Source organism: Sulfitobacter mediterraneus, assembly GCF_016801775.1.
Taxonomy (GTDB): Bacteria; Pseudomonadota; Alphaproteobacteria; order Rhodobacterales; family Rhodobacteraceae; genus Sulfitobacter; species Sulfitobacter mediterraneus_A.
This window is the reverse complement of record NZ_CP069004.1, coordinates 3,175,093-3,194,478: the sequence shown is the minus strand read 5'-3', so window position 1 is coordinate 3,194,478 and position 19,386 is coordinate 3,175,093. Positions and strand designations below refer to the sequence as shown.

Here is a 19,386-nt window from a genome sequence, read left to right as displayed (position 1 = left end):
TCCGAGCGATCCCTTTAACGTTTGTCCATACGGACCATGGCCTGCACTGTCCCTTTCACAGGCGTCGGCCAAACCAGTTGGATATGATCACCCTGGGCCCCATGCTGCAGATCGACATAGGGCATGTCATATTGGCGAACATTGTTGTCATTTCGGATCGGGCCAAATGGCATCACGCTGTCCACCTGCAAGGCCTGTCCGGAAAACGGCAATTGAGGGCCGGCATCAATATCCCACGCAGTGGACGGCTGGTTCTGGTCAAATTCCACATAGGCCGGGTTCTCAACAGGGTTTGACACAGCGTGAAACGAGTTGGCCGCCATCACCAGATTTTTGCACCGCGACATGTCCAAAGCGGCAAAGCTGTCATCGACCCGCTCAACCCGGTCAATCGAACCATTCAAGCTGCGGAACCTGTTCCCGGTGATTGTGACTCCGCTCAGGAAGTGCCCCGCGCCATGTGGTTTGACAATGATATAGCTGAACCATGGTGCCACTTCGCCGGACAGAAAGATGTTGTCGGTGATGCTGAGTGCGCTAAAGGAAAACTCCGAATTGAACTCTGGCGCGGAATCATGCTCATTGGTCCACTCGATAAAGCAGTTGTCGATGTAATTGCCTGAAATCACGCTGCTGACATGGGTATTGGCCAGGACAATCCCTGCGGATCGCACACCGTCTTGCACCGTATCACCTTGGAAAAAGTGGTTGCCCGTCACGATGTTGTTGGCCCCAGCAAGCAACCCGAAATGCCGGAATTTGGTCGCCCGGTTGTTGCGGATTTTCACATCGTTGGTGTTGGCATTGAAACCGATGCTTTTGCGGTTCGGGACGTCCAGCGGATCTTCGGCAGACAGGAACTGACATCGATCCACCAACATCCCCTGACACCCTGTGCCTGCCGAGGTGATCCCCCGATCCATCGGGCGGCTGATGAAACAGTCACGCAGATGAAATGAGATGCCTGACCGGGCCAACATGATGCCGCTGCACCGGTCGTTACATTGAAACTCGATATCCGCCATCACGAATTTGCTGAGCTGGTTAAAGCCGCTGAAGTCTACAAGGTATTTGAACCGCCTGAACGTGAATGTCTGGGTGCCTTCCGCATCAAAAAGCGGCTGCGTCAGGGTCACTTGCTGTGTCGCTTCGTTTTTGTCCTCGACATAGACCTCGCGTCCCACGCCCGTGCCTTCGACCAGCGCCCCCACCTGCACATTCGCCACATTCGCCACATTGGTCAGCACGCGGTTGCTGCCAGCATCATAAGTCGCTTGGGAAGTCACGGTGTCAGTGTCCCAAGCGGCAGAGTTTTCCGCCTCAAGCTGGCCGTTGCGGATCACCCGGCGCGTGGCATAGCTGTCGCGATCCGGAACCGCAGCCTGCATATCCAGTGGTCCGGTAATCGTGACCTTACGCCCGCCCAAATCCAGCGTTTCGTGATCCGAGTTGCTCAGCAATGCCTGAAACGCTTTGCGAAACGCCTCTGCCTCATCTTCAAAGGCCTCGATATAGCTGGGCAGATCAAAGCTGCGGCGCAGCAGCAGTTTGGCGGCAACAGGCATTGTCACCCGCCCTTCGAACTTGACCGCCGTGTCGAAAGTCACATCGTTTTCCAGATGAAAGACACCTGCTGGCACAAACACCTCGCGCCCGTTGGCCGCCGCATTGGCGGCCTCAAATGCTGCGGTATTGTCGGTGGTGCCGTCGCCGATGGCGCCGTAGTCCGTCACATCAACTGTTGAGATCATCCCGCGCAGGAACACGGCAGTGACATCTTCAATCTCGATATCATCGACCCGCACAATGCCGCCATTAGGCCCGATCAGATCCAAACCAAAATGTCCGTAAACCGGCTCATTGCCCCATGGCATATCGACCCCGCCGCGCGTGCCGGTGCCAACAATGGCCCGCACCTCGACCACTTCGCCATAGCTTGTCAAATCAACGGCGGCCGAAAACTCAGTCAAGCCAGTCACACGGCTGCCATTACCCAGTGCCGGATACCCCGCAATTCGCACCGACGGCAGATTGCCACTGATCGCCTTAACCCGCACACGGATTTGCAAATAGCAGCCCGGCAGGATCGGCGTTTGCCCCATAAACCGGATCTTCTGGACGCCTTGGGTTTTCAGAATTTCCAGCGCGCCGCCAAAATCCTGATCTGCAGGTACAAACAAGGCGTTGGGATCGTTGTCGTAGGTATCAGATCCGGCTGTCCCATCGCCGCTTGAATAGACATCCAAACCATTCGCATAGGGGGTCGGAGCCAACACCAGACCCTCGGTAATTGCCTTGTTCATCGCATTTTCCCTTTGTTCGGGGCCGCAAATCACGGACCGCCAGATTGCCGCATCTCCCGGCATTGCCGGGTCGGCTCAGGGAAGTATCGGGCAAGGGTTAACTGTGCCGTGCGGGATCGTCCGGCGCAGGTGCAACACCCCATGGATCATGCGATCAGGCAGTGCCGCCCGGTGCGGCCATCAACTGAACGCCGCCAATGCGCCACCCTTCGGCGGTCTGCTGCATCCGGTAAAGAAGCAGATGCGTGAACCCTTTGGCATCTGTGATCTGTACCTTTTGATAGACCACCGGCCCATCTTGCACCTGTTCAAGATATCGCACTTCGGCAGGTCTCCAGACCATTGGATAGCCATTGATCACCATCCGCTCAAAGTTCTGTGGTGATTGGAACAGCCGTTGCAAGGTCGGCGTGGCAAAGGTGAAGGCCTCAGCGAAATCATCCGCTTTGAACGCCTCAATCTGGCGGTTGATGGTGTCTTCCACCTCGGGCACCTGCGCCGCCGCACCAAAGACAAGGAGGGCCGACAAAACCAGCCCTCCGAACACAGATGTAATAAAGCTTCGCATCTCTCTCGCTCCCTTGCTGACATGACTTAAGCTAAGTCACGGCAGCACCGAGGCAAGAGTTTCAGCCTTCTGTCAGTTTTCCCGCCAGCGCATCATCAATCAGCGCGACAGTTTCATCCACGCCATAAAGCGCGATAAATCCACCGAAGCGCGGGCCTTGGCTGGCACCCAGCAACACCTCGTAAAGGGCCGTGAACCAATCGCGCAGCGGCTCGAACTTTGGTTTGCCAACGGCAAAGACCATGCTTTGCAGCGCCTCGGCATCCAATCCACCATCCCAGGATTTGAGATTGTCGCGCAGCTCTTCCAACGCGGTCCGCTCCAGATCACTGGGCGCACGGAAAGTTTTGTTTGGCTTCACAAAGTCGTTGTAATAGGCCACCGCATGACCCGCCGCCGCGTCCATTCCGGGGTTGGTTTCCGGTGTCGCTTCGGGTGCATATCGCTGGATAAAGCCCCACAGTTGCGACTTGTCCTCGGCGCTGGAAACAGAAGCAAGATTCAACAACATCGAAAACGGAACGACCATATCCGAGGTCGGAACATCGCCGCCGTGAATATGCCAAACAGGGTTATTGAGCCGCGCTTTGGTGTCTTGCGTCTCATACGCCTTAAGCTGTTGGTGATATTCATCCACCGCCTTGGGGATCACATCAAAATACATCCGCTTGGCGGTTTTGGGCTTGAGGAACATGAAATACGACAGGCTTTCGGTGCTCGCATAGGTCAGCCACTGATCAATGGAGATCCCATTGCCCGAAGATTTGGAGATTTTCTGCCCGTTCTCATCCAGAAACAGCTCATAGCTGAAATGCTCTGGCTTTTTGCCGCCCAGGATCTCGCAAATCCGGTCATAAATCGCCGTGTTGGTGGCATGTTCCTTGCCATACATCTCGAAATCCACATCCAGCGCCGCCCAGCGCGCGCCAAAATCCGGCTTCCATTGCAGCTTCACATTGCCGCCAGTGACAGGCAGGGTCATTTCCTCGCCCTCTTCGGTGTCAAAGGTGATGGTGCCCTCTTTGGCATTTACCTCTTTCATCGGCACATACATCACCCGCCCGGTTTCGGGATGGATCGGCAGGAAGATCGAATAGGTCTGGCGGCGCTCCTCGCGCAGGGATTTCAGCATCACCGCCATGATCTCATCGTATTTTTCCGCCGCCCGCAGCAGGATCTTGTCAAACTGGCCGGTGCGGTAAAACTCACGTGCCGAATAAAACTCATACTCAAAACCAAAGGTATCGAGGAACCGGCGCAGCATGGCGTTGTTGTGATGGCCAAAACTTTCGTGCGTGCCAAAGGGATCCGGCACCGAAGTCAGCGGCTTGTGCATATGTTCGGCCAGCATCTCTTGCTGGGGCACGTTGCCCGGCACCTTGCGCATACCGTCGAGATCATCGGAGAAACAGATCAGCTTGGTCGGAATGTCCGAAATTTCTTCGAACGCCCGTTTGATCATCGTGGTGCGCAACACTTCGCCAAAGGTGCCGATATGCGGCAGACCAGACGGACCATAGCCAGTCTCAAACAGCACATATCCCTTTTCCGGCGCCGCCTTATGATAGCGTTTGAGCACCCGGCGCGCTTCTTCAAAAGGCCAGGCTTTGCTTGTCATTGCAGCGTCACGCGTCTCGGACATAGGGGTCATCCATTTCATATTGTCCCGCACACTTTGCGCAGGACTGCGGGTCTACCTATTGCGTCACTGTCGAAGCGTCAATATTCTGCACTGCAACATGACCCCGCAAAGGATGCAGCACGATGCCGGATACTCTCCCTTCCCCGCTCAGCCCTCAAGATTGCCTGATCGCTCTCATGGTTGCTGTTTCCGCCTCAGATGAGGATGTCGGTACCACTGAGCTGATCAAGATTCAGACGGCAGTGAATATCCTGCCGATCTTTGCAGGCTTTGACATTGATCGCCTCAGCATCATCAGCAAAACGGTTTTTGACCTTTTTGATCAAGAAGATGGCCTCGATGCGCTGTTTGGGCTGATCCGCGGCGGCCTGCCTGAGCGTCTCTATGAAACCGCCTATGCGCTGTCCTGTGATGTGGCGGCGGCGGACGGGACGCTCGAAGAAACAGAGCTGCGCCTGCTCGAAGAAATCCGGTATGAGCTTAACATCGACCGCTTGCACGCCGCCGCGATTGAGCGCGGGGCACGTGCGCGGCACCTGATTTAAAGGCAGCCGTACCCTTAATATAGCTTCATCCCCAGCAAGACGATCTCGGTATAGAGGTGATCAATGGCTTCCGGAGACAGGTTTCCCGGACTATAGAATCGCGGCACCGGGATCGGCTCTGTGCGGTCGGGCACGACCCCCTCCGCAACAAACCGGCTATCGACCGACAGTACCGCCGCGTGACCTTCCGGCAATACCGCATCGGCAATTTCACGGGCATAGCGGGCAAAGAGAGCGCGGTCCCCTAGGTACATCACCTCGTGCGTGATATATGCATCGACCTTTTGCTGGACCGAGATCATCATAAAGCACGGCCCGCCAGATGTTTCGATCACCAAGGGACACAGTTTCAGGTCAGCGTGATCCTTCAAAATTTGCTGCTCCTGTTCTGAGAGCACGCCTTCAGTGCCATCCAGATCATCGTGAACCAGCAATCTTGATGGCCCCGACCGTTCCCAGATAAATCGGGTATCGTCGAGCACCTGCAACCCGACATTGGCGACCACGCCCAACGCCCCGCGCGCGCTGCTTAGGTTGGTACAGGTCAGCGCAGGATCTGCCGTGACCAATTGCATCACCCTTTGCCCGATCCCTTGCCCGCGATAGGCCTTATCGACATACCATGAGGTCAGGTTGCATAGGCGGGCCGTGCCAAAATCCATCTGCCGCCGTGACATCACAAGGCCCAGCACGCCAATCATCCTGCCTTGATCGCGCACGACCACGGCAAAGGGGTCATCTTCCTGCGCCCAGCGCCCGGAAAGAAGCTTGCGCCAACCGTCGATGGACCATTTCGCGCGGGGGAAACTTTGATGCATGAACTGCACCACATCTTCGCGTTCATCCGGTCTGGCAAAACGGATCTCAACCATTGGCCTGCCCTTGCTTCAACAGGGACGCCAACGTGATCCAGGCGCCGCCTCCTTCCCCGGTCAACCGATCCAAAAGCGCCTCTACAAAATCCCAGGTCGCAGTGTCGGTTTGCAGATGGTGGGTCAATAGCCCCGTGGGCTCCTGCCGGTCCGCCTGTCCTGTCCGCCGCGCGGCAAGGTGGGATACGACTTGCTGCAAGGTCTTGTCGGTTCCGCGAAACGCCGCGCCTTCTTTCCAGCGCACCGGATCAATATGGCAATTGACCTGCAACAGCCCCTCTGGCGTCTTGGCGCTCAGGCGGGGATCGAATGCAGTCAGCATCTTGTAACCAACCTGCGGAAGCGCCTGCACGGTGCGCGGTCCAATGCGGTTCCATGGCGGCGCGACGATAGGCAAAAGATTGGGCAGCTCTGCAGCCAACAACATCTCCCAGCCCGCCCGCAGATCAGCAATCTGCAACGACAGATCACGGCTTTCGCCAATCTCCGAGGCACGTTTGCCTTTAGGTTCATGATTGATGTGGGCAAAGCCATGCTGCACCACAAAAACTTGGTCACAAGGCTCAAGACGCGCCGCCAGGGCAGGTTCAACCCCCTTTGGCACCGCAGCCAGATGCAAGGGCGCACCAAAACGATCCGATAGCCCGATCAATTGATCAAGCGCCGCTGTCGGCCCCTGCGTATCGTCGTCGCGCCACCAGAATGTCGGGATCTCTCCGGCTTGCTTCCATAGAGAAAGCTCCCGCTCCAGCGCGGCCCAGCCGGTCAGATCCGCTTCAAGTGCCATAGAGAGCCGCCCAGCGTTCGATCAGCCCTTGCTGCACGCGCTTGGCACGCCTGTTCCATGTTTTTGCACCCGGCGCGCGTTCGCGTTCTTCAGGCCTGATCTTGGCGCGGGCGTCTTCGTCCGCTGCGAATATGGCAAAGGCCAAGACCCGCCCATCCTCCGCCGTGAAATATCCCGCCAGACCAGAGACAAAATTCAAGGTGCCGGTTTTGGCCTCGACCGTGATCGGGTGATCCTTGATTGGCCGCCCTTTTTCGTCGCGCATTTTGAAAGGCTTTAGAATGCTCCGCAGCGTGCTGCCATGCACTTTGACCAAGGCAAGCGCCATATCCTGCGCAGTCATGCGGCTGGCATCGCCCAGGCCGGAATGGTCCACAAGCTTGGGTGCACTCAGCCCCAGATCATTGATCGCCCAACGGTTCATCTCGGCCGCCGAAGATTGCAAATCCGCTACCAAACCGATCCGCTTTTTCGTCGCGGCAAGGCCGATCATTTCAGCCGTGAGGTTGGTGGAATACTTCAGCATATCCTGCAAAATACCGAGCAACGGGCCGCTTTGGTGGGTGACGATGGTCTCGCCCTGTGGCAGCGCATCAATCACCTCCGGCTTGGCCAACCGGATACCCTGCGCCCCAGCCAAAGTGGCAAATACATCCCCCGCATATAGCCCTGGCTTGCGCACCGGCAACCAACGCGCACCGTTCTTGCCCAATGCGCCTTTGGCGACGGTCCAGCTGTCGCGCTGCGGCTGGTCTTCATAGGTATAGATCGGGGCGCGGCGGTCGCGGATTTGCATGGACGCCATGGTCACGGCAGGACGGTAACGTTCGCTGCGCCCTTCCATCGTGATGGCATAGCCATTGCTGCCCCGCTTCCATTCGAAATGCACACGATTGAAATTCAGCGCCAAACCCGAGACCGCAGGATTATAGCCAACCTGATCGGGCTGCGCCGGGTCGATTTGGCGCAACACCGGAAGGGCCGCTTCAAACACCTTGAAGCCGCCCTTGATCCCGATGATGCCTGCCTCTTTCAGCTGTGCCGCCATCTGTGCCAAACCGTCGGTATCAAGGGTCGGATCGCCGCCGCCCACCAAAACCAGATCGCCCTGCACTTCGCCATTCACCACACCGCCTGTTGCCACGAGCGTTGTTTCAAATTGATGCGCCGCGCCCAATGTCCCAAGCGCATAAAGCGCGGTAAGGGCTTTGGCCACGCTGGCAGGCGCGGTGCCGGTCTGTTCGTTCTCGCATTCCAGCCATTTGCCGGATTGTGCATCCGCCACCGCAAAGGCCACCCGGCCCGAAAGCTTTTCGCCGCTGATAATTTCTTGTGCGCGTGGAACGGCGCGTTTGTAAAAGCCCTCACCGCGCAGATGCGGCCGCAAACTGGTGGCGGGCGGCGCGGCCAATGCACCGGTGCCAGCAATCCCGAACCCGGCCAGACAGCCCAAAAAACCACGTCTTGAAAAATCGTTACCCATGGTCCGGTTAAACCGCAGTCCGGCGTCCGCCACAAGAACCTGAGGAGCAGATTTTCAATCCCCTGTGCGCATGTTAAGCGCGTGCCATGCAACGCGCGGTTCTTATTATGCTGGTGGCCATGTCGCTGATCCCCGTCGGGGACAGCGCTGGCAAGATCCTGACCTCAGGGCTGGGTGCGCAGCCTGTCTTTGTGGCGTGGTCGCGGTTTGCGCTCGGCACGGTGCTGGTCTTGCCGTTCCTGCCCAAAGGCAGCTTTGCCCTGCTTGGCAATTGGCGCATTTGGCTGCGCGCCTCGATGCTGTGCGGCGGGATCACCTGCATCCAGTTCGCGTTGCGCACGGTTGATATCGCCACGGTTTTTGCTGCCTTCTTTATCGGACCGATGTTCAGCTATGTACTGGCCACCCTATTCCTGCGTGAACAGGTCACTGTGGTGCGCACGACTTTGATCCTGCTCGGCTTTGGTGGGGTTTTACTGGTGGTTCGGCCGGGAACCGGCGGCGATGCCGATGTGTTTTGGGCCGTCGCTGCGGGGCTGTTCTATGGCGCATTTCTGACCATGTCACGCTGGCTTGCGCATCTGGGAAAACCTTTGGCGCTGACCTTTACCCAATTGGCGATCAGCATGGTCTTGCTGCTGCCATTCGGGCTGACCAATCTGCCAGAGGCGAGCCTGCCAATGGCGTCAATGACACTGGCCTCGGCGTTGTTTTCGATGCTGGGAAATCTGCTGTTGCTTTATGCATATGGTTTGGCACCGGCCACGCGGCTGGCCCCGTTGGTCTATTTCCAACTGATTGCTGCGGTTCTTCTTGGCTGGGCCCTGTTCAACACACTGCCCGATGCCCTCACATGGGCAGGTCTGGTATTGATCATCGGCGCTGGCCTAGCCTCAACCCGTTTGCGCTGACCAGCCACCCCTCGCACGGATTTCCGTCGACGAGGCGTCATGCATCGGCACATTCACAAAGCACCACGCTGGCGCTTCCGACTGGGCAAGCAATTGCGAATAACGCCCCGGAATCCGGTAGGGCGCAAAAAGCGCCGAGGCGCGGCTCATCCGGGCCGAAATACGTTGTCCGGGGCGGGCCAGGATGCCCATCGGAACGGTCTGGGCAATTTGACGCCAGTCCTGCCAAAGGTGGAATTGCGCCAGATTATCAGCCCCCATCAACCAGACAAACCGAACCTTGGGATAACTCTGACGCAACTTTGCAAGGGTCTGAGCGGTGTAGCGGGTGCCCAGCGCGGCCTCGATATCGGTGACCTGCACACGCGGATGCTGCATCACTTGCCGCGCTCGTTCCATCCGTTTGCCCAAGGGCGCTGGCCCCCGTTCCTTAAGCGGGTTTCCGGGGCTGACCAGCCACCACACCTGATCAAGACCAAACCGTTTGAGCGCCTCACGGGTGATATGCACATGTCCTGCATGAGCCGGATCAAACGATCCGCCCAATAGACCAACAACCTGTCCCGGCGCGGCATAAGGAAATTGATGGCGCAACATGCGGCCCCCGTAATTTTCCCACAGGTTCAACGGTGTTTGCCTGCTGTTGTCAATCGGGCCACCACGAGGAAGGTGCCGCCTTAGCGGCCCACATCCACCTTCAAATCGGGCAAACGGTCCAATGGATAGTCGGGATGCAAACGCCAGATCAGATCCGGATCTTCTTCAAGCGGGCGTAATTCACCACCGGGAAAGGCCCGGGTGCGCAGGGCCAGCACGATATCGGACAAAACCGCGGGATTGGCGCGAAAGTATGAATGGCTGTCAGACCCAATGGATTTCTCGACCCGGATAAAATGGATCAACGCTTGTTTGCGCAAATACCTCAATTCGCCTTCTTCGAAGTCCTTGTCCGTTGCCGCGCCGATGCGCGGGGCGTTGGTCAGGATCGAAGACAAACGCAAGGCCACATCATCAGGGTTCACGTAGATATTGATCTGCTCGAACGCCTCTGAAACGCGCTCTGACAAAAGCCGCTGCCGCACGATGCCGGTGTCCAAATCCGGCGCGGCAAGGATCAGCGTGCCGGTTTTCATCGCCGCCTTGGGCGCGCGTCCCTTGGCACGGTGATGGATCACCAACTCTCGCAGTGCTTGCGTCATGACCGATGTGCCGCGGGAATGGGTGACGATATCAATATCTTCGACCTCCGGAATCTCGGCGAGCAGGCGCAGGAATTCCTTGGCGTGGTAAACGCTAAAGTCACCGGATTCGCGGTCCCGGAAATATCCAAGGACGCCATTGTTGCCTGCGGGCCAGGAAAACACGATGGGCACGGACCTCCGCCCTGTGAAATGCCAAATGTTTGCCAGTGTTTGCAGCGAGGCGTCAAACTCGTTGCGTACCCCATGCACAAAAATCAAGATGCGTCCATTGCCCGTCCGGCGCACCTCTTCCCGAATGGCGTCTTGGAACGTTTTTGCATGTCGGTCGTAATCCGCCTGTGCCGTTCGCAGAACTTCAAACCGGCCATCCTTTCGCTCCGCCTCAAGTGGAATATCGGGAAACCGGACAATCTCGCGCAATTCTTGCACCTCAAGCCGCGAAATCCGGCCGCCTTGGCCTAGATGGGTACGTGCCACAAGATCGGGCCAGTCTACCGCACCAAACCGTACCTCTGTCGCGCCAAAGGCCATCGCATTGGACCGGCCCGTGCCATAATCTGTTACGACGCCATTTTCATACACCGGCTCCCTGTCCGTCATGAAAAAGATCGGCGGATCCACAACACGCAGGGCAATCGGCACCAACTGTTCTGGATAGTTCCGGCCATCAAGGTACAGGTTGGGCGGCTGCGACAGCTCAATCGCGGCACTGCATCCCGCAAGAACCAGCACCAACAGCCATCTGCATAGCTTCAACCCGACATGTCTGCGTTGATCTTGCCCCATCCGCGGGATATTGCGGTCTGAATCCACTTTTGACCAGACAGGAATCCCTCATGGCCGCCTATCAATTCGTTTATCACATGTCCGGCGTCTCCAAGACCTATCCGGGCGGTAAGAAAACCTTTGAGAATATCCACCTGAACTTTTTGCCGGGCGTGAAGATCGGCGTCGTCGGTGTAAACGGTGCGGGTAAATCGACCCTGCTGAAGATCATGGCCGGTCTGGACAAGGACTTTCAGGGCGAGGCATGGGCCGCCGAGGGGGCCAAAGTGGGCTACCTGCCGCAGGAACCCAAGCTGGATGAAAGCCTGACCGTGCGCGAAAACGTCATGCTGGGCGTGGCCGACAAAAAGGCGATCCTTGATCGCTACAACGAGCTGGCCATGAACTACTCGGATGAAACCGCCGACGAGATGGCCAAGTTGCAAGATGACATTGACGCGCAGAACCTTTGGGATCTGGACAGCCAGATCGATGTTTCGATGGAGGCCCTGCGCTGTCCGCCCGATGACGCCAACATCAAAGACCTCTCGGGCGGCGAAGCCCGCCGCGTCGCGCTGTGTAAACTGCTGCTTGAAGCGCCTGACATGCTGCTGCTTGACGAACCGACCAACCACCTTGACGCCGAAACCATCGCATGGCTGCAACAGCACCTGATGGACTACAAAGGCACCATCCTGATCGTTACCCACGACCGTTATTTCCTTGATGACATCACCAGCTGGATTCTGGAACTCGACCGCGGCAAAGGTGTACCTTACGAGGGCAACTATTCTGACTGGCTTGAGCAGAAAGCCAAACGTCTGGCGCAAGAAGCCCGTGAAGATAAGTCCAAACAGAAAACGCTTGAACGCGAACTTGAGTGGATGCGCCAGGGCGCCAAGGCCCGTCAGGCCAAGTCCAAGGCCCGTATCAACGCCTATAACGAAATGGCCGACCAGTCAGAGCGCGAGAAACTGACCCGTGCCCAGATCGTCATCCCCAATGGCCCCCGCCTTGGTAACAAGGTGATCGAGGTGGCGAACCTGAACAAAGCCATGGGCGACAAACTGCTGGTCGAAGACCTCAGCTTTGATCTGCCCCCCGGTGGCATCGTCGGCGTGATCGGCCCCAACGGCGCGGGTAAATCAACACTGTTCAAGATGCTGACCGGTCAGGAAAAACCCGATGCAGGCACCATCGAATATGGTGAAACCGTTGATCTCTCCTATGTTGATCAGTCCCGTGATGACTTGGCCGATGATGATACTGTATGGCAGGCAATCACCGGCGGTGCCGAACTGATCAAACTGGGGGACGCCGAGGTGAACTCCCGCGCCTATTGTTCCTCCTTCAACTTCAAGGGCGGCGATCAGCAGAAGAAGGTTGGCCTGCTCTCGGGTGGGGAACGCAACCGTGTCCACATGGCGCGTCTGCTCAAAGAAGGTGGCAACGTCCTGCTGCTCGATGAACCGACCAACGACCTTGATGTCGAAACCCTGCGTGCCCTCGAAGATGCGCTGGTCGATTTTGCCGGCTGCGCCGTGGTCATCTCCCACGACCGCTTTTTCCTCGACCGGATCTGCACACACATCCTCGCCTTTGAAGGCGAGGCGCACGTCGAATGGTTCGAAGGCAACTTTGAAGACTATGAAGAAGACAAGAAGCGGCGTCTGGGCGCCGACGCCCTTGAGCCAAAGCGCTTGAAGCATAAAAAGTTCGTGCGTTAATCGCGATCTGGACACTTCGGAACAAACAAAAGGCGGGGCATGAGATGATCATGCCCCGCCTTTTGAATTAAAAGAGGTCTAGGTTCAGGCCGCGTTCTCGAGCGGTTCAAACAGCTCGTTCTCACGGTCGGCGGCCAGTTCCTGCATCATGTCCTTGTTCTGGAGATGCTCGCGCAGCATGTCGCTGGCGCTCAACCCTGTCCACAGACGTTTGTCAGTCATTGGCGTGACCTGAATTTCCGGTGGCATTGGCGTGCCGTTGGTTTCCATATTCCAACCACTGGTCAGCGCCTCGTTCATATGTTCCTGCAAATCTGCGTGGTTCAACCGCGCACGGCCCATGACCACAGCAAGGAAACGGCCACTGCCTGCATAGCCCATCTTCCAGACCCGGCCATCAAGTGCCTCTTTGGCAGCCTCGGCGACCTGTTCGAGGTTCCGGCGGAATGCGGGGCTGCCCGCAGCGCGCAATACACCGCGCAGGCCCATCACGTCGATGGCAACAAGGTTCATCGCATAGACACCCGCCGGCATCCGCAGCAATTCATTTTCAAGCGCCAGCAGATCGGTGACACCGCCGGTGTCCAGTGACACGGCTTGATCAAACCGGATCTTGGTCTTTTCGGTCAGTTCCGCCAGCGTGTGTTGCGCATGGCGCTCACGGTGCAGGCTGTCATTGAGCATGCCCGCACTATTGATCCGCGCGCCAAGTTCGATCCCATCAAGCGGTTTGGACACAAAATCAGTTGCCCCCGCATGGAATGCCCGGCCCATCAGATCAGCTTCGCGGCTGGCGGTGATCATGATAATGGGTGTGGTGCGATATGATTTCATCGCGCGGATCTGCTCACACAGCTCGATCCCGTCGATACCCGGCAGCATGATATCCAGCAGGAAGCAGTCAATCGGAGTGGTCTGAGCTTGCAGAACCTCCAGCGCGGCTTCCGCCGTTTCGCAGCAGATCAGATCGCCGCTGTTGTCTTTGTTCAGTGAACCCTTGAGCAGATCAAGGATAATTGGATCGTCATCAACTGCAAGTATGCGCATTTCTATTCCCTCTCGTTCAAGATTTTGGTACCGACCCCCATCGGCACAACCTTCTGGCATATGGCCAAGTTATCCCCCTATTGCGGGCTTCTTTGCGACCGATTTAAGACAATTCTAGGTCTTGGTGTTTTCCAGTCTTTTCAGGGTATTCCTTAATATATTGGGTTTGTTCGCCTTAACTTGGCCGAGAATAAGGCAAAAAGGGACGAGAACTGTCACATGGGCAAGCTTTCGCCCGCCCTGTTACGCCCTCTTGTGCGAATCTGATCAAACTGCCATAAGGCGGGTTGCAAACGTTATTCTATTTCGACCCCTGTCTCCTTTTACGGCGCTCAGTTTCGATCCAGACCAACAGAGCCGGGCCATCGCATCTACGCGGATGGCACTAAAATGGAGAATACGGATATGGCCACTGGCACCGTAAAATGGTTCAACACAACTAAAGGCTTCGGCTTTATCGCACCCGATGGCGGCAGCAAGGACGTTTTCGTTCACATTTCTGCTGTTGAGCGCGCAGGCCTGACAGGTCTGGCCGACAACCAAAAAGTGACATTCGACGTCGAAGCAGGCCGTGACGGCCGCGAAAGCGCGACAAACATCGCACTGGCCTAAGGGCTGGGGGCATTTGCCCACACGCAAAATTGACCGGTCTACTGGCAACAGTAGGCCGGTTTTTTGTTGCCTTAGGGTTGCCAACGCGCCTGAGTTTGCGACAATAAAATTGGTTTTACATAACGAACATGGAGCGACCTATGCGCCGCCGCACATTTTTGGCCAGCACGCTGGCCGCCACCGCCCTTCCACAACTCGCCATGGCAGAGTCCGCCGCCTATGATCCCACTCCGCAAGAGGTGCGCATCAAACGCCAGTATCAGCCCGGTCAACTGCTGATTCTGCCGCGCAGCCATTACCTGTACTTCGTCACCGCACCGGGCAAAGCCATCCGCTATGGCGTTGGTGTCGGCAAGGCCGGCCTTGAATTTACCGGCACGGCGACGATCGCGCTCAAGAAAGAATGGCCCACATGGCGCCCGACCGACGAGATGATCGAACGCGACCCCAAAGCCTACAAGCGGTTCATCGGCAACACCGAAGCCCAGCCCGGCGGCCCTGACAATCCCTTGGGCGCACGGGCGCTGTATCTGTTCCAGAACGGCAAAGACACATATTTCCGCATCCATGGCACCACCCAGCCCAATTCCATCGGCCGCTCGGTGTCCAACGGCTGTATCCGGATGCTGAATGAGCACGTGAAAGACCTGTACGAACGTGTGCCCGTCGGGACAGTTGTGACAGTTCTATAAGACCTGCCGCGTATTCGTTTGATGGAAAGGGCTGGCGTTGCGCCGGCCCTTTTTACTTAGGCTCAGGATACTAGCTGTCAAAGACAACCAATGTGTAATCGAGCCCGGCCAACTCAGCTTCGATAATGCCTTCGATCACCTGCCAGTCTCCGCCCGCCAGCCCTGCGCCGATCATCGGAAAGCCGATCCGCTTTCCGGCAAACCGATCTGCAATGATGGAAAAGCTGCTGCGAATTGCATCATAGTCTGCCTTCCGCCCCTGCCCGCGCCAATCAAACTGGGTGTAGGCATTGACCACCGTCAGCCGAAGATCACCCTGTGCAATCTCGGCAACCGAGATCTGGCCCAACTTGCCGCGATCCCCCTTACCCGTTCTTTTGTCTTCCGCCAGCGCTTCGGGGAATGTCTTCGCTATTCCTCGTGCGATTCCTGCGCCCATGGTGCAAAAGCAGTTGCAGCCATGCACGATCACATCAAAAGCACCGGCCTGTGCCAAGGCGATCAAATCGCCCTTTACCTTTTTCATCGGTTATTCCTCAAAATGAAAAGGGCCGGCGAGTGGCCAGCCCTCTCGCGTCTCAATACAAGGTCGTTTTAGTTCAGCGCTTTGTCCGTAATCTGATGTGTCCAGGCCCCTTCAGGCGCTTTGGAGATCACCGGATCGGAACCACCAGACAGCAAGGATGCCACCGTGCGCTCATAATCGGCCGGATCAAGTGCGCCGTTGCTGCCCGCGGTCAGCTTGGCCACTTCGCCCATCATGCGCTTTTGGTGCATTTCCGTCTGTGCGCCGGATGCATCGTTGTCCAGAACGATTTCCGCGGCTTCATCCGGATTGGATTCCGCATATTTCCAGCCCTTCATGGACGCCCGTACAAAGCGGACCATTTTGTCTTCAAACGCCGGATCAGACAGTTTGTCTTCGAGAACATACAGGCCATCCTCCAGCGTCGCGACGCCTTGGTCTTCGTATTTGAACACCTGCAGATCGTCCGGTGTCAGACCCGCATCAATCACCTGCCAGTATTCGTTGTAGGTCATGGTGGACACGCAAGCGGCCTGTTTCTGCAAAAGCGGATCCACGTTGAAACCCTGCTTGAGCACCGTGACGCCATCATCGCCGCCATCGGTCGAAATGCCCAGTTTGCTCATCCAGCTCAGGAACGGGAATTCGTTGCCAAAGAACCATACGCCCAGCGTTTTGCCTTTGAAATCGTCTGTGCTGGTCACGCCTGCATCTTTGCGGCAGGTCAACATCATGCCAGAGCTTTTGAACGGCTGGGCGATGTTCACCATCGGCAAGCCTTTTTCGCGTGCTGACAATGCAGATGGCATCCAGTCAACGGTTACATCTGCGCCGCCGCCAGCCAGAACCTGTGTGGGCGCAATGTCAGGGCCGCCCGGTTTGATTGTAACGTTGAGGCCTTCTTCTTCGTAAAAGCCCTTGTCCAAAGCCACGTAGTAGCCCGCGAACTGGGCCTGCGTGACCCATTTCAGCTGCAATGTGACATCGTCTGCCGCCTGCGCCATGGTCCCCCATAGACCCAGCGCCGCACCGGCTGCCAATTTTGTAAATTTTTTCATTTTGTTATCTCCCTCTTGGTTGGTCTTCATATCGTAGTTATTTCCGCTGGCTTGGATGCCAGAATGTCACATGTTTTTCGACCAGCGCCATCAACCCATAAAAGGCTGATCCGACAATCGCCGCCACCACAATCTCGGCCCAGACCAGATCAAGCGCAAGCTGTCCGACCGATGTTGAAATGCGAAACCCCATGCCTTTGACCGGAGAGCCGAAAAATTCGGCAACAATCGCCCCGATCAACGCCAGCGTTGTCCCGATCTTGAGGCCGTTGAACACAAACGGCATTGCAGCAGGCAACCGCAGCTTCAGCAAGGTCTTCCAATAGCCCGCCGCATAGGTCCGCATCAGGTCGCGCTGCATCGCATCGGTTGATTGCAATCCCTGCACAGTATTCACCAACATCGGAAAGAACACCATGACCACGACCACCGCCGCTTTGGATTGCCAGTCAAACCCGAACCACATCACCAGAATGGGCGCCATCCCGATCACCGGTAAAGCGGCCACAAAATTGCCGACCGGCAACAGCCCGCGTTGCAAAAACGGGAACCGGTCAATGGCCACCGCAATCAGGAATGCCGACCCACAGCCGATGATATATCCCGAAAGTGCGCCTTTGAGGACCGTCTGCATAAAATCCACCCACAAGATCGCAGTGGAGGATGCAAAGCGCACGGCAATGACGCTGGGCGCGGGCAACAAGACCTGATTGATCTCAAAGCCGTTCACGACCCCTTCCCAGACCGCAATCAACGTGATGCCAAACACGATGGGAGAGGCCAGCCCCGTGAGCCGCGACGGCGGGCGCCGCGCCAGCCAGACGTTGAGCATCCAACCCGCGATCCAGGCAACCGCTGCAAAGACAAGCCAGCCCATCACGCCATCCCCATCCGTTTCAGCGTAACACGCTGAATGATCCCGATGATGCCGACAAGCGTCGCTGCCAGTGCCGCCGCCATCAACAAAGCAGACCAGATTTGTATTGTCTGGCCATAATAGCTACCAGCGAGCAAACGTGCCCCCAAACCGGCCACCGCGCCTGTTGGCAATTCGCCCACAATGGCCCCGACGAGTGACGCCGCCATTCCGATCTTGAGCGATGTAAAGAGATATGGCATCGACGCCGGCAGGCGCAGCTTCCAAAACGTCTGGGATTTGCTCGCAAACCATGTGCGCATCTGATCAAGCTGCATCTGATCGGGGCTGCGCAGGCCTTTGACCATGCCGACAACCACAGGGAAAAACGACAGATACATCGAAATCATCGCCTTGGGCAAAAGCCCCGAAATGCCAACTGCGTTGAGCACCACGATGATCATAGGCGCGATCGCCAGAATGGGAATGGTCTGTGAGGCAATGACCCAAGGCATCACGCTCATATCCATGGTCCGGTTGTAAACAATCCCGACCGCCAGCAGAATGCCAAGTCCGGTGCCCATTACAAAGCCCAGCAAAGTCGCGCTGAGTGTCACCCAGGAATGATAGATCAACGACCGTTTGGAGGTGATCTTTTTCTCAACCGTGGTTTTCCAAATCTCTTTGCCCACCTGATGTGGCGCAGGCAGTTTGGGCTTTTCTTGTGACCACGTATCCGCGATCAAGGTCGAGGTGGTCAGAACCTCACCGCTGCGCGTGGCTTTATCATAGGCCCAAGGTGCATTCAGCCAGACCGCAGCCGCGTACCACATCACCAGCAAAAACCCGACAACGCTCAAAACAGGAACAACAGATCCCCTCATGCGCCGCCCCCCTGCTTCATTTGGCTAGAAAAACTCATCTGACCTGTCTGCGTCCACTGCGGGTCAATCATCTTGATGCCCCGCACGCAGCCCTTCACGCACCCGGTGCGCCACTTCGAGAAACTCCGGCGTGTCGCGGATGTCCAAAGGGCGGTCCTTGGGCAGCGGGCTGTCAATCACATCCGTGATCCGCCCCGGACGCGGCGACATCACCACGATCTTTGTGCTCAGATAGACCGCCTCGGGGATTGAATGGGTGACAAAGGCGATGGTCTTGCCCGTTCGTTCCCACAGATGCAGCAATTGTTCATTCAGGTGATCGCGCACGATCTCATCTAGCGCGCCAAAAGGCTCATCCATCAGCAGAATGTCCGCATCAAAACTCAGCGCCCGCGCAATCGAGGCACGCTGCTGCATCCCGCCCGACAGCTGCCAAGGGAATTTCTTTTCGAAACCGGCCAGTTCAACCAGCTCCAAAACCCGCTGCACCCGCTCGGCCTGCTCCGCGCGTGGCACCCCCATGATCTCAAGCGGAAGCCGGATATTGCCACCAATGGTGCGCCAGGGATAAAGCCCCGCCGCCTGAAACACATAGCCGTAGGCCCGCTGGCGTCGTGCCTCTTCGGGGCTCACACCATTCACGGTCACGGTCCCGCCCGTGGGCTGCTCCAGATCCGCCATGACCCGCAAAAATGTGGTCTTGCCACAGCCTGACGGGCCAATGAACGATACAAAATCGCCGTCCTTGATCTCAAGGTTCACGTCTTTCAACGCATGGACCGGCCCGTCATTGGTTTGAAAGGTCAGGTCTAGGTTCTTGGCGCTGATCACGCTCTGCTTTTCAGTCACTTCATGTCCCTCGCAAAGGGGCAGCGCCCGGCCACCCCTTTTGAATGTCTTGTCCTA

The 19,386-nt window shown here is 57.1% G+C and carries 19 protein-coding genes; 5 read left to right on the top strand and 14 right to left on the bottom strand.

Annotated features, from left to right (window positions below; all coding sequences use genetic code 11):
* Positions 1 to 14: 14 nt before the first annotated feature.
* The 3 genes from JNX03_RS15770 to JNX03_RS15760 form a co-directional block, all read right to left on the bottom strand.
* A complete protein-coding gene (locus tag JNX03_RS15770) occupies positions 15 to 2,303 on the bottom strand; it encodes a glycosyl hydrolase family 28-related protein (RefSeq protein WP_203209951.1) in 2,289 nt (762 codons plus the stop codon).
* 154 nt (positions 2,304 to 2,457) lie between these two features.
* On the bottom strand, positions 2,458 to 2,871 hold the full coding sequence (locus tag JNX03_RS15765; protein ID WP_203209950.1) for a DUF4864 domain-containing protein: 414 nt from the start codon (positions 2,869 to 2,871) through the stop codon (positions 2,458 to 2,460).
* A gap of 61 nt (positions 2,872 to 2,932) precedes the next feature.
* On the bottom strand, positions 2,933 to 4,513 hold the full coding sequence (locus JNX03_RS15760; RefSeq protein WP_203209949.1) for a lysine--tRNA ligase: 1,581 nt from the start codon (positions 4,511 to 4,513) through the stop codon (positions 2,933 to 2,935).
* 122 nt (positions 4,514 to 4,635) lie between these two features.
* Between JNX03_RS15760 and JNX03_RS15755 the strand changes: the two genes are divergently transcribed.
* Positions 4,636 to 5,058 (top strand): tellurite resistance TerB family protein, encoded by a 423-nt coding sequence (locus JNX03_RS15755; RefSeq protein ID WP_203209948.1) that lies wholly within the window; start codon positions 4,636 to 4,638, stop codon positions 5,056 to 5,058.
* Positions 5,059 to 5,072: 14 nt separating this feature from the next.
* Here JNX03_RS15755 and JNX03_RS15750 read toward each other — a convergent pair whose 3' ends face one another.
* The 3 genes from JNX03_RS15750 to dacB are packed head-to-tail and all read right to left on the bottom strand — an operon-like array spanning position 5,073 to position 8,200.
* On the bottom strand, positions 5,073 to 5,930 hold the full coding sequence (locus tag JNX03_RS15750; RefSeq protein ID WP_203209947.1) for a GNAT family N-acetyltransferase: 858 nt from the start codon (positions 5,928 to 5,930) through the stop codon (positions 5,073 to 5,075).
* A complete protein-coding gene (locus JNX03_RS15745) occupies positions 5,923 to 6,717 on the bottom strand; it encodes a polysaccharide deacetylase family protein (protein ID WP_203209946.1) in 795 nt (264 codons plus the stop codon). The genes JNX03_RS15750 and JNX03_RS15745 overlap by 8 nt, the downstream gene beginning before the upstream one ends.
* Positions 6,707 to 8,200, bottom strand: coding sequence for a D-alanyl-D-alanine carboxypeptidase/D-alanyl-D-alanine endopeptidase (dacB, locus tag JNX03_RS15740; protein WP_203209945.1), 1,494 nt, complete (start codon positions 8,198 to 8,200; stop codon positions 6,707 to 6,709). Before dacB ends, JNX03_RS15745 begins: the two co-directional genes overlap by 11 nt.
* A gap of 86 nt (positions 8,201 to 8,286) precedes the next feature.
* On the opposite strand from dacB, the gene JNX03_RS15735 reads away from it, so the two are divergent.
* A complete protein-coding gene (locus JNX03_RS15735) occupies positions 8,287 to 9,111 on the top strand; it encodes a DMT family transporter (protein WP_203209944.1) in 825 nt (274 codons plus the stop codon).
* Here JNX03_RS15735 and JNX03_RS15730 read toward each other — a convergent pair.
* Complete coding sequence (locus tag JNX03_RS15730) at positions 9,094 to 9,705, bottom strand: nicotinate-nucleotide adenylyltransferase (protein WP_203212269.1); 612 nt, start codon at positions 9,703 to 9,705, stop codon at positions 9,094 to 9,096. The genes JNX03_RS15735 and JNX03_RS15730 overlap by 18 nt on opposite strands.
* An 83-nt stretch (positions 9,706 to 9,788) precedes the next feature.
* A complete protein-coding gene (locus tag JNX03_RS15725; RefSeq protein ID WP_231024301.1) occupies positions 9,789 to 11,126 on the bottom strand; it encodes an alpha/beta hydrolase in 1,338 nt (445 codons plus the stop codon).
* Between the two features lie 23 nt (positions 11,127 to 11,149).
* On the opposite strand from JNX03_RS15725, the gene ettA reads away from it, so the two are divergent.
* The gene (gene ettA / locus JNX03_RS15720; RefSeq protein ID WP_203209943.1) at positions 11,150 to 12,805 is read left to right on the top strand and encodes an energy-dependent translational throttle protein EttA; all 1,656 of its coding nucleotides are present in this window, start codon (positions 11,150 to 11,152) and stop codon (positions 12,803 to 12,805) included.
* Between the two features lie 84 nt (positions 12,806 to 12,889).
* On the opposite strand, the gene JNX03_RS15715 is transcribed toward ettA, so the two are convergent.
* A complete protein-coding gene (locus JNX03_RS15715) occupies positions 12,890 to 13,852 on the bottom strand; it encodes a response regulator (protein WP_203209942.1) in 963 nt (320 codons plus the stop codon).
* A gap of 405 nt (positions 13,853 to 14,257) precedes the next feature.
* On the opposite strand from JNX03_RS15715, the gene JNX03_RS15710 reads away from it, so the two are divergent.
* Entirely contained in the window at positions 14,258 to 14,464 is a 207-nt protein-coding gene (locus tag JNX03_RS15710; protein ID WP_025049574.1) for a cold-shock protein, read from the top strand.
* 140 nt (positions 14,465 to 14,604) lie between these two features.
* A complete protein-coding gene (locus JNX03_RS15705) occupies positions 14,605 to 15,156 on the top strand; it encodes a L,D-transpeptidase (protein ID WP_203209941.1) in 552 nt (183 codons plus the stop codon).
* A gap of 70 nt (positions 15,157 to 15,226) precedes the next feature.
* Here JNX03_RS15705 and JNX03_RS15700 read toward each other — a convergent pair whose 3' ends face one another.
* The 5 genes from JNX03_RS15700 to JNX03_RS15680 form a co-directional block, all read right to left on the bottom strand.
* On the bottom strand, positions 15,227 to 15,682 hold the full coding sequence (locus JNX03_RS15700) for a macro domain-containing protein (protein WP_203209940.1): 456 nt from the start codon (positions 15,680 to 15,682) through the stop codon (positions 15,227 to 15,229).
* Positions 15,683 to 15,750: 68 nt separating this feature from the next.
* Positions 15,751 to 16,740, bottom strand: a complete 990-nt coding sequence (locus JNX03_RS15695) for an ABC transporter substrate-binding protein (RefSeq protein ID WP_203209939.1) — start codon at positions 16,738 to 16,740, stop codon at positions 15,751 to 15,753.
* 37 nt (positions 16,741 to 16,777) lie between these two features.
* The gene (locus tag JNX03_RS15690) at positions 16,778 to 17,617 is read right to left on the bottom strand and encodes an ABC transporter permease (RefSeq protein WP_203209938.1); all 840 of its coding nucleotides are present in this window, start codon (positions 17,615 to 17,617) and stop codon (positions 16,778 to 16,780) included.
* Entirely contained in the window at positions 17,617 to 18,480 is an 864-nt protein-coding gene (locus JNX03_RS15685; protein WP_203209937.1) for an ABC transporter permease, read from the bottom strand. Before JNX03_RS15685 ends, JNX03_RS15690 begins: the two co-directional genes overlap by 1 nt.
* Before the next feature lie 63 nt (positions 18,481 to 18,543).
* On the bottom strand, positions 18,544 to 19,329 hold the full coding sequence (locus JNX03_RS15680; RefSeq protein WP_203209936.1) for an ABC transporter ATP-binding protein: 786 nt from the start codon (positions 19,327 to 19,329) through the stop codon (positions 18,544 to 18,546).
* Positions 19,330 to 19,386: the final 57 nt, after the last annotated feature.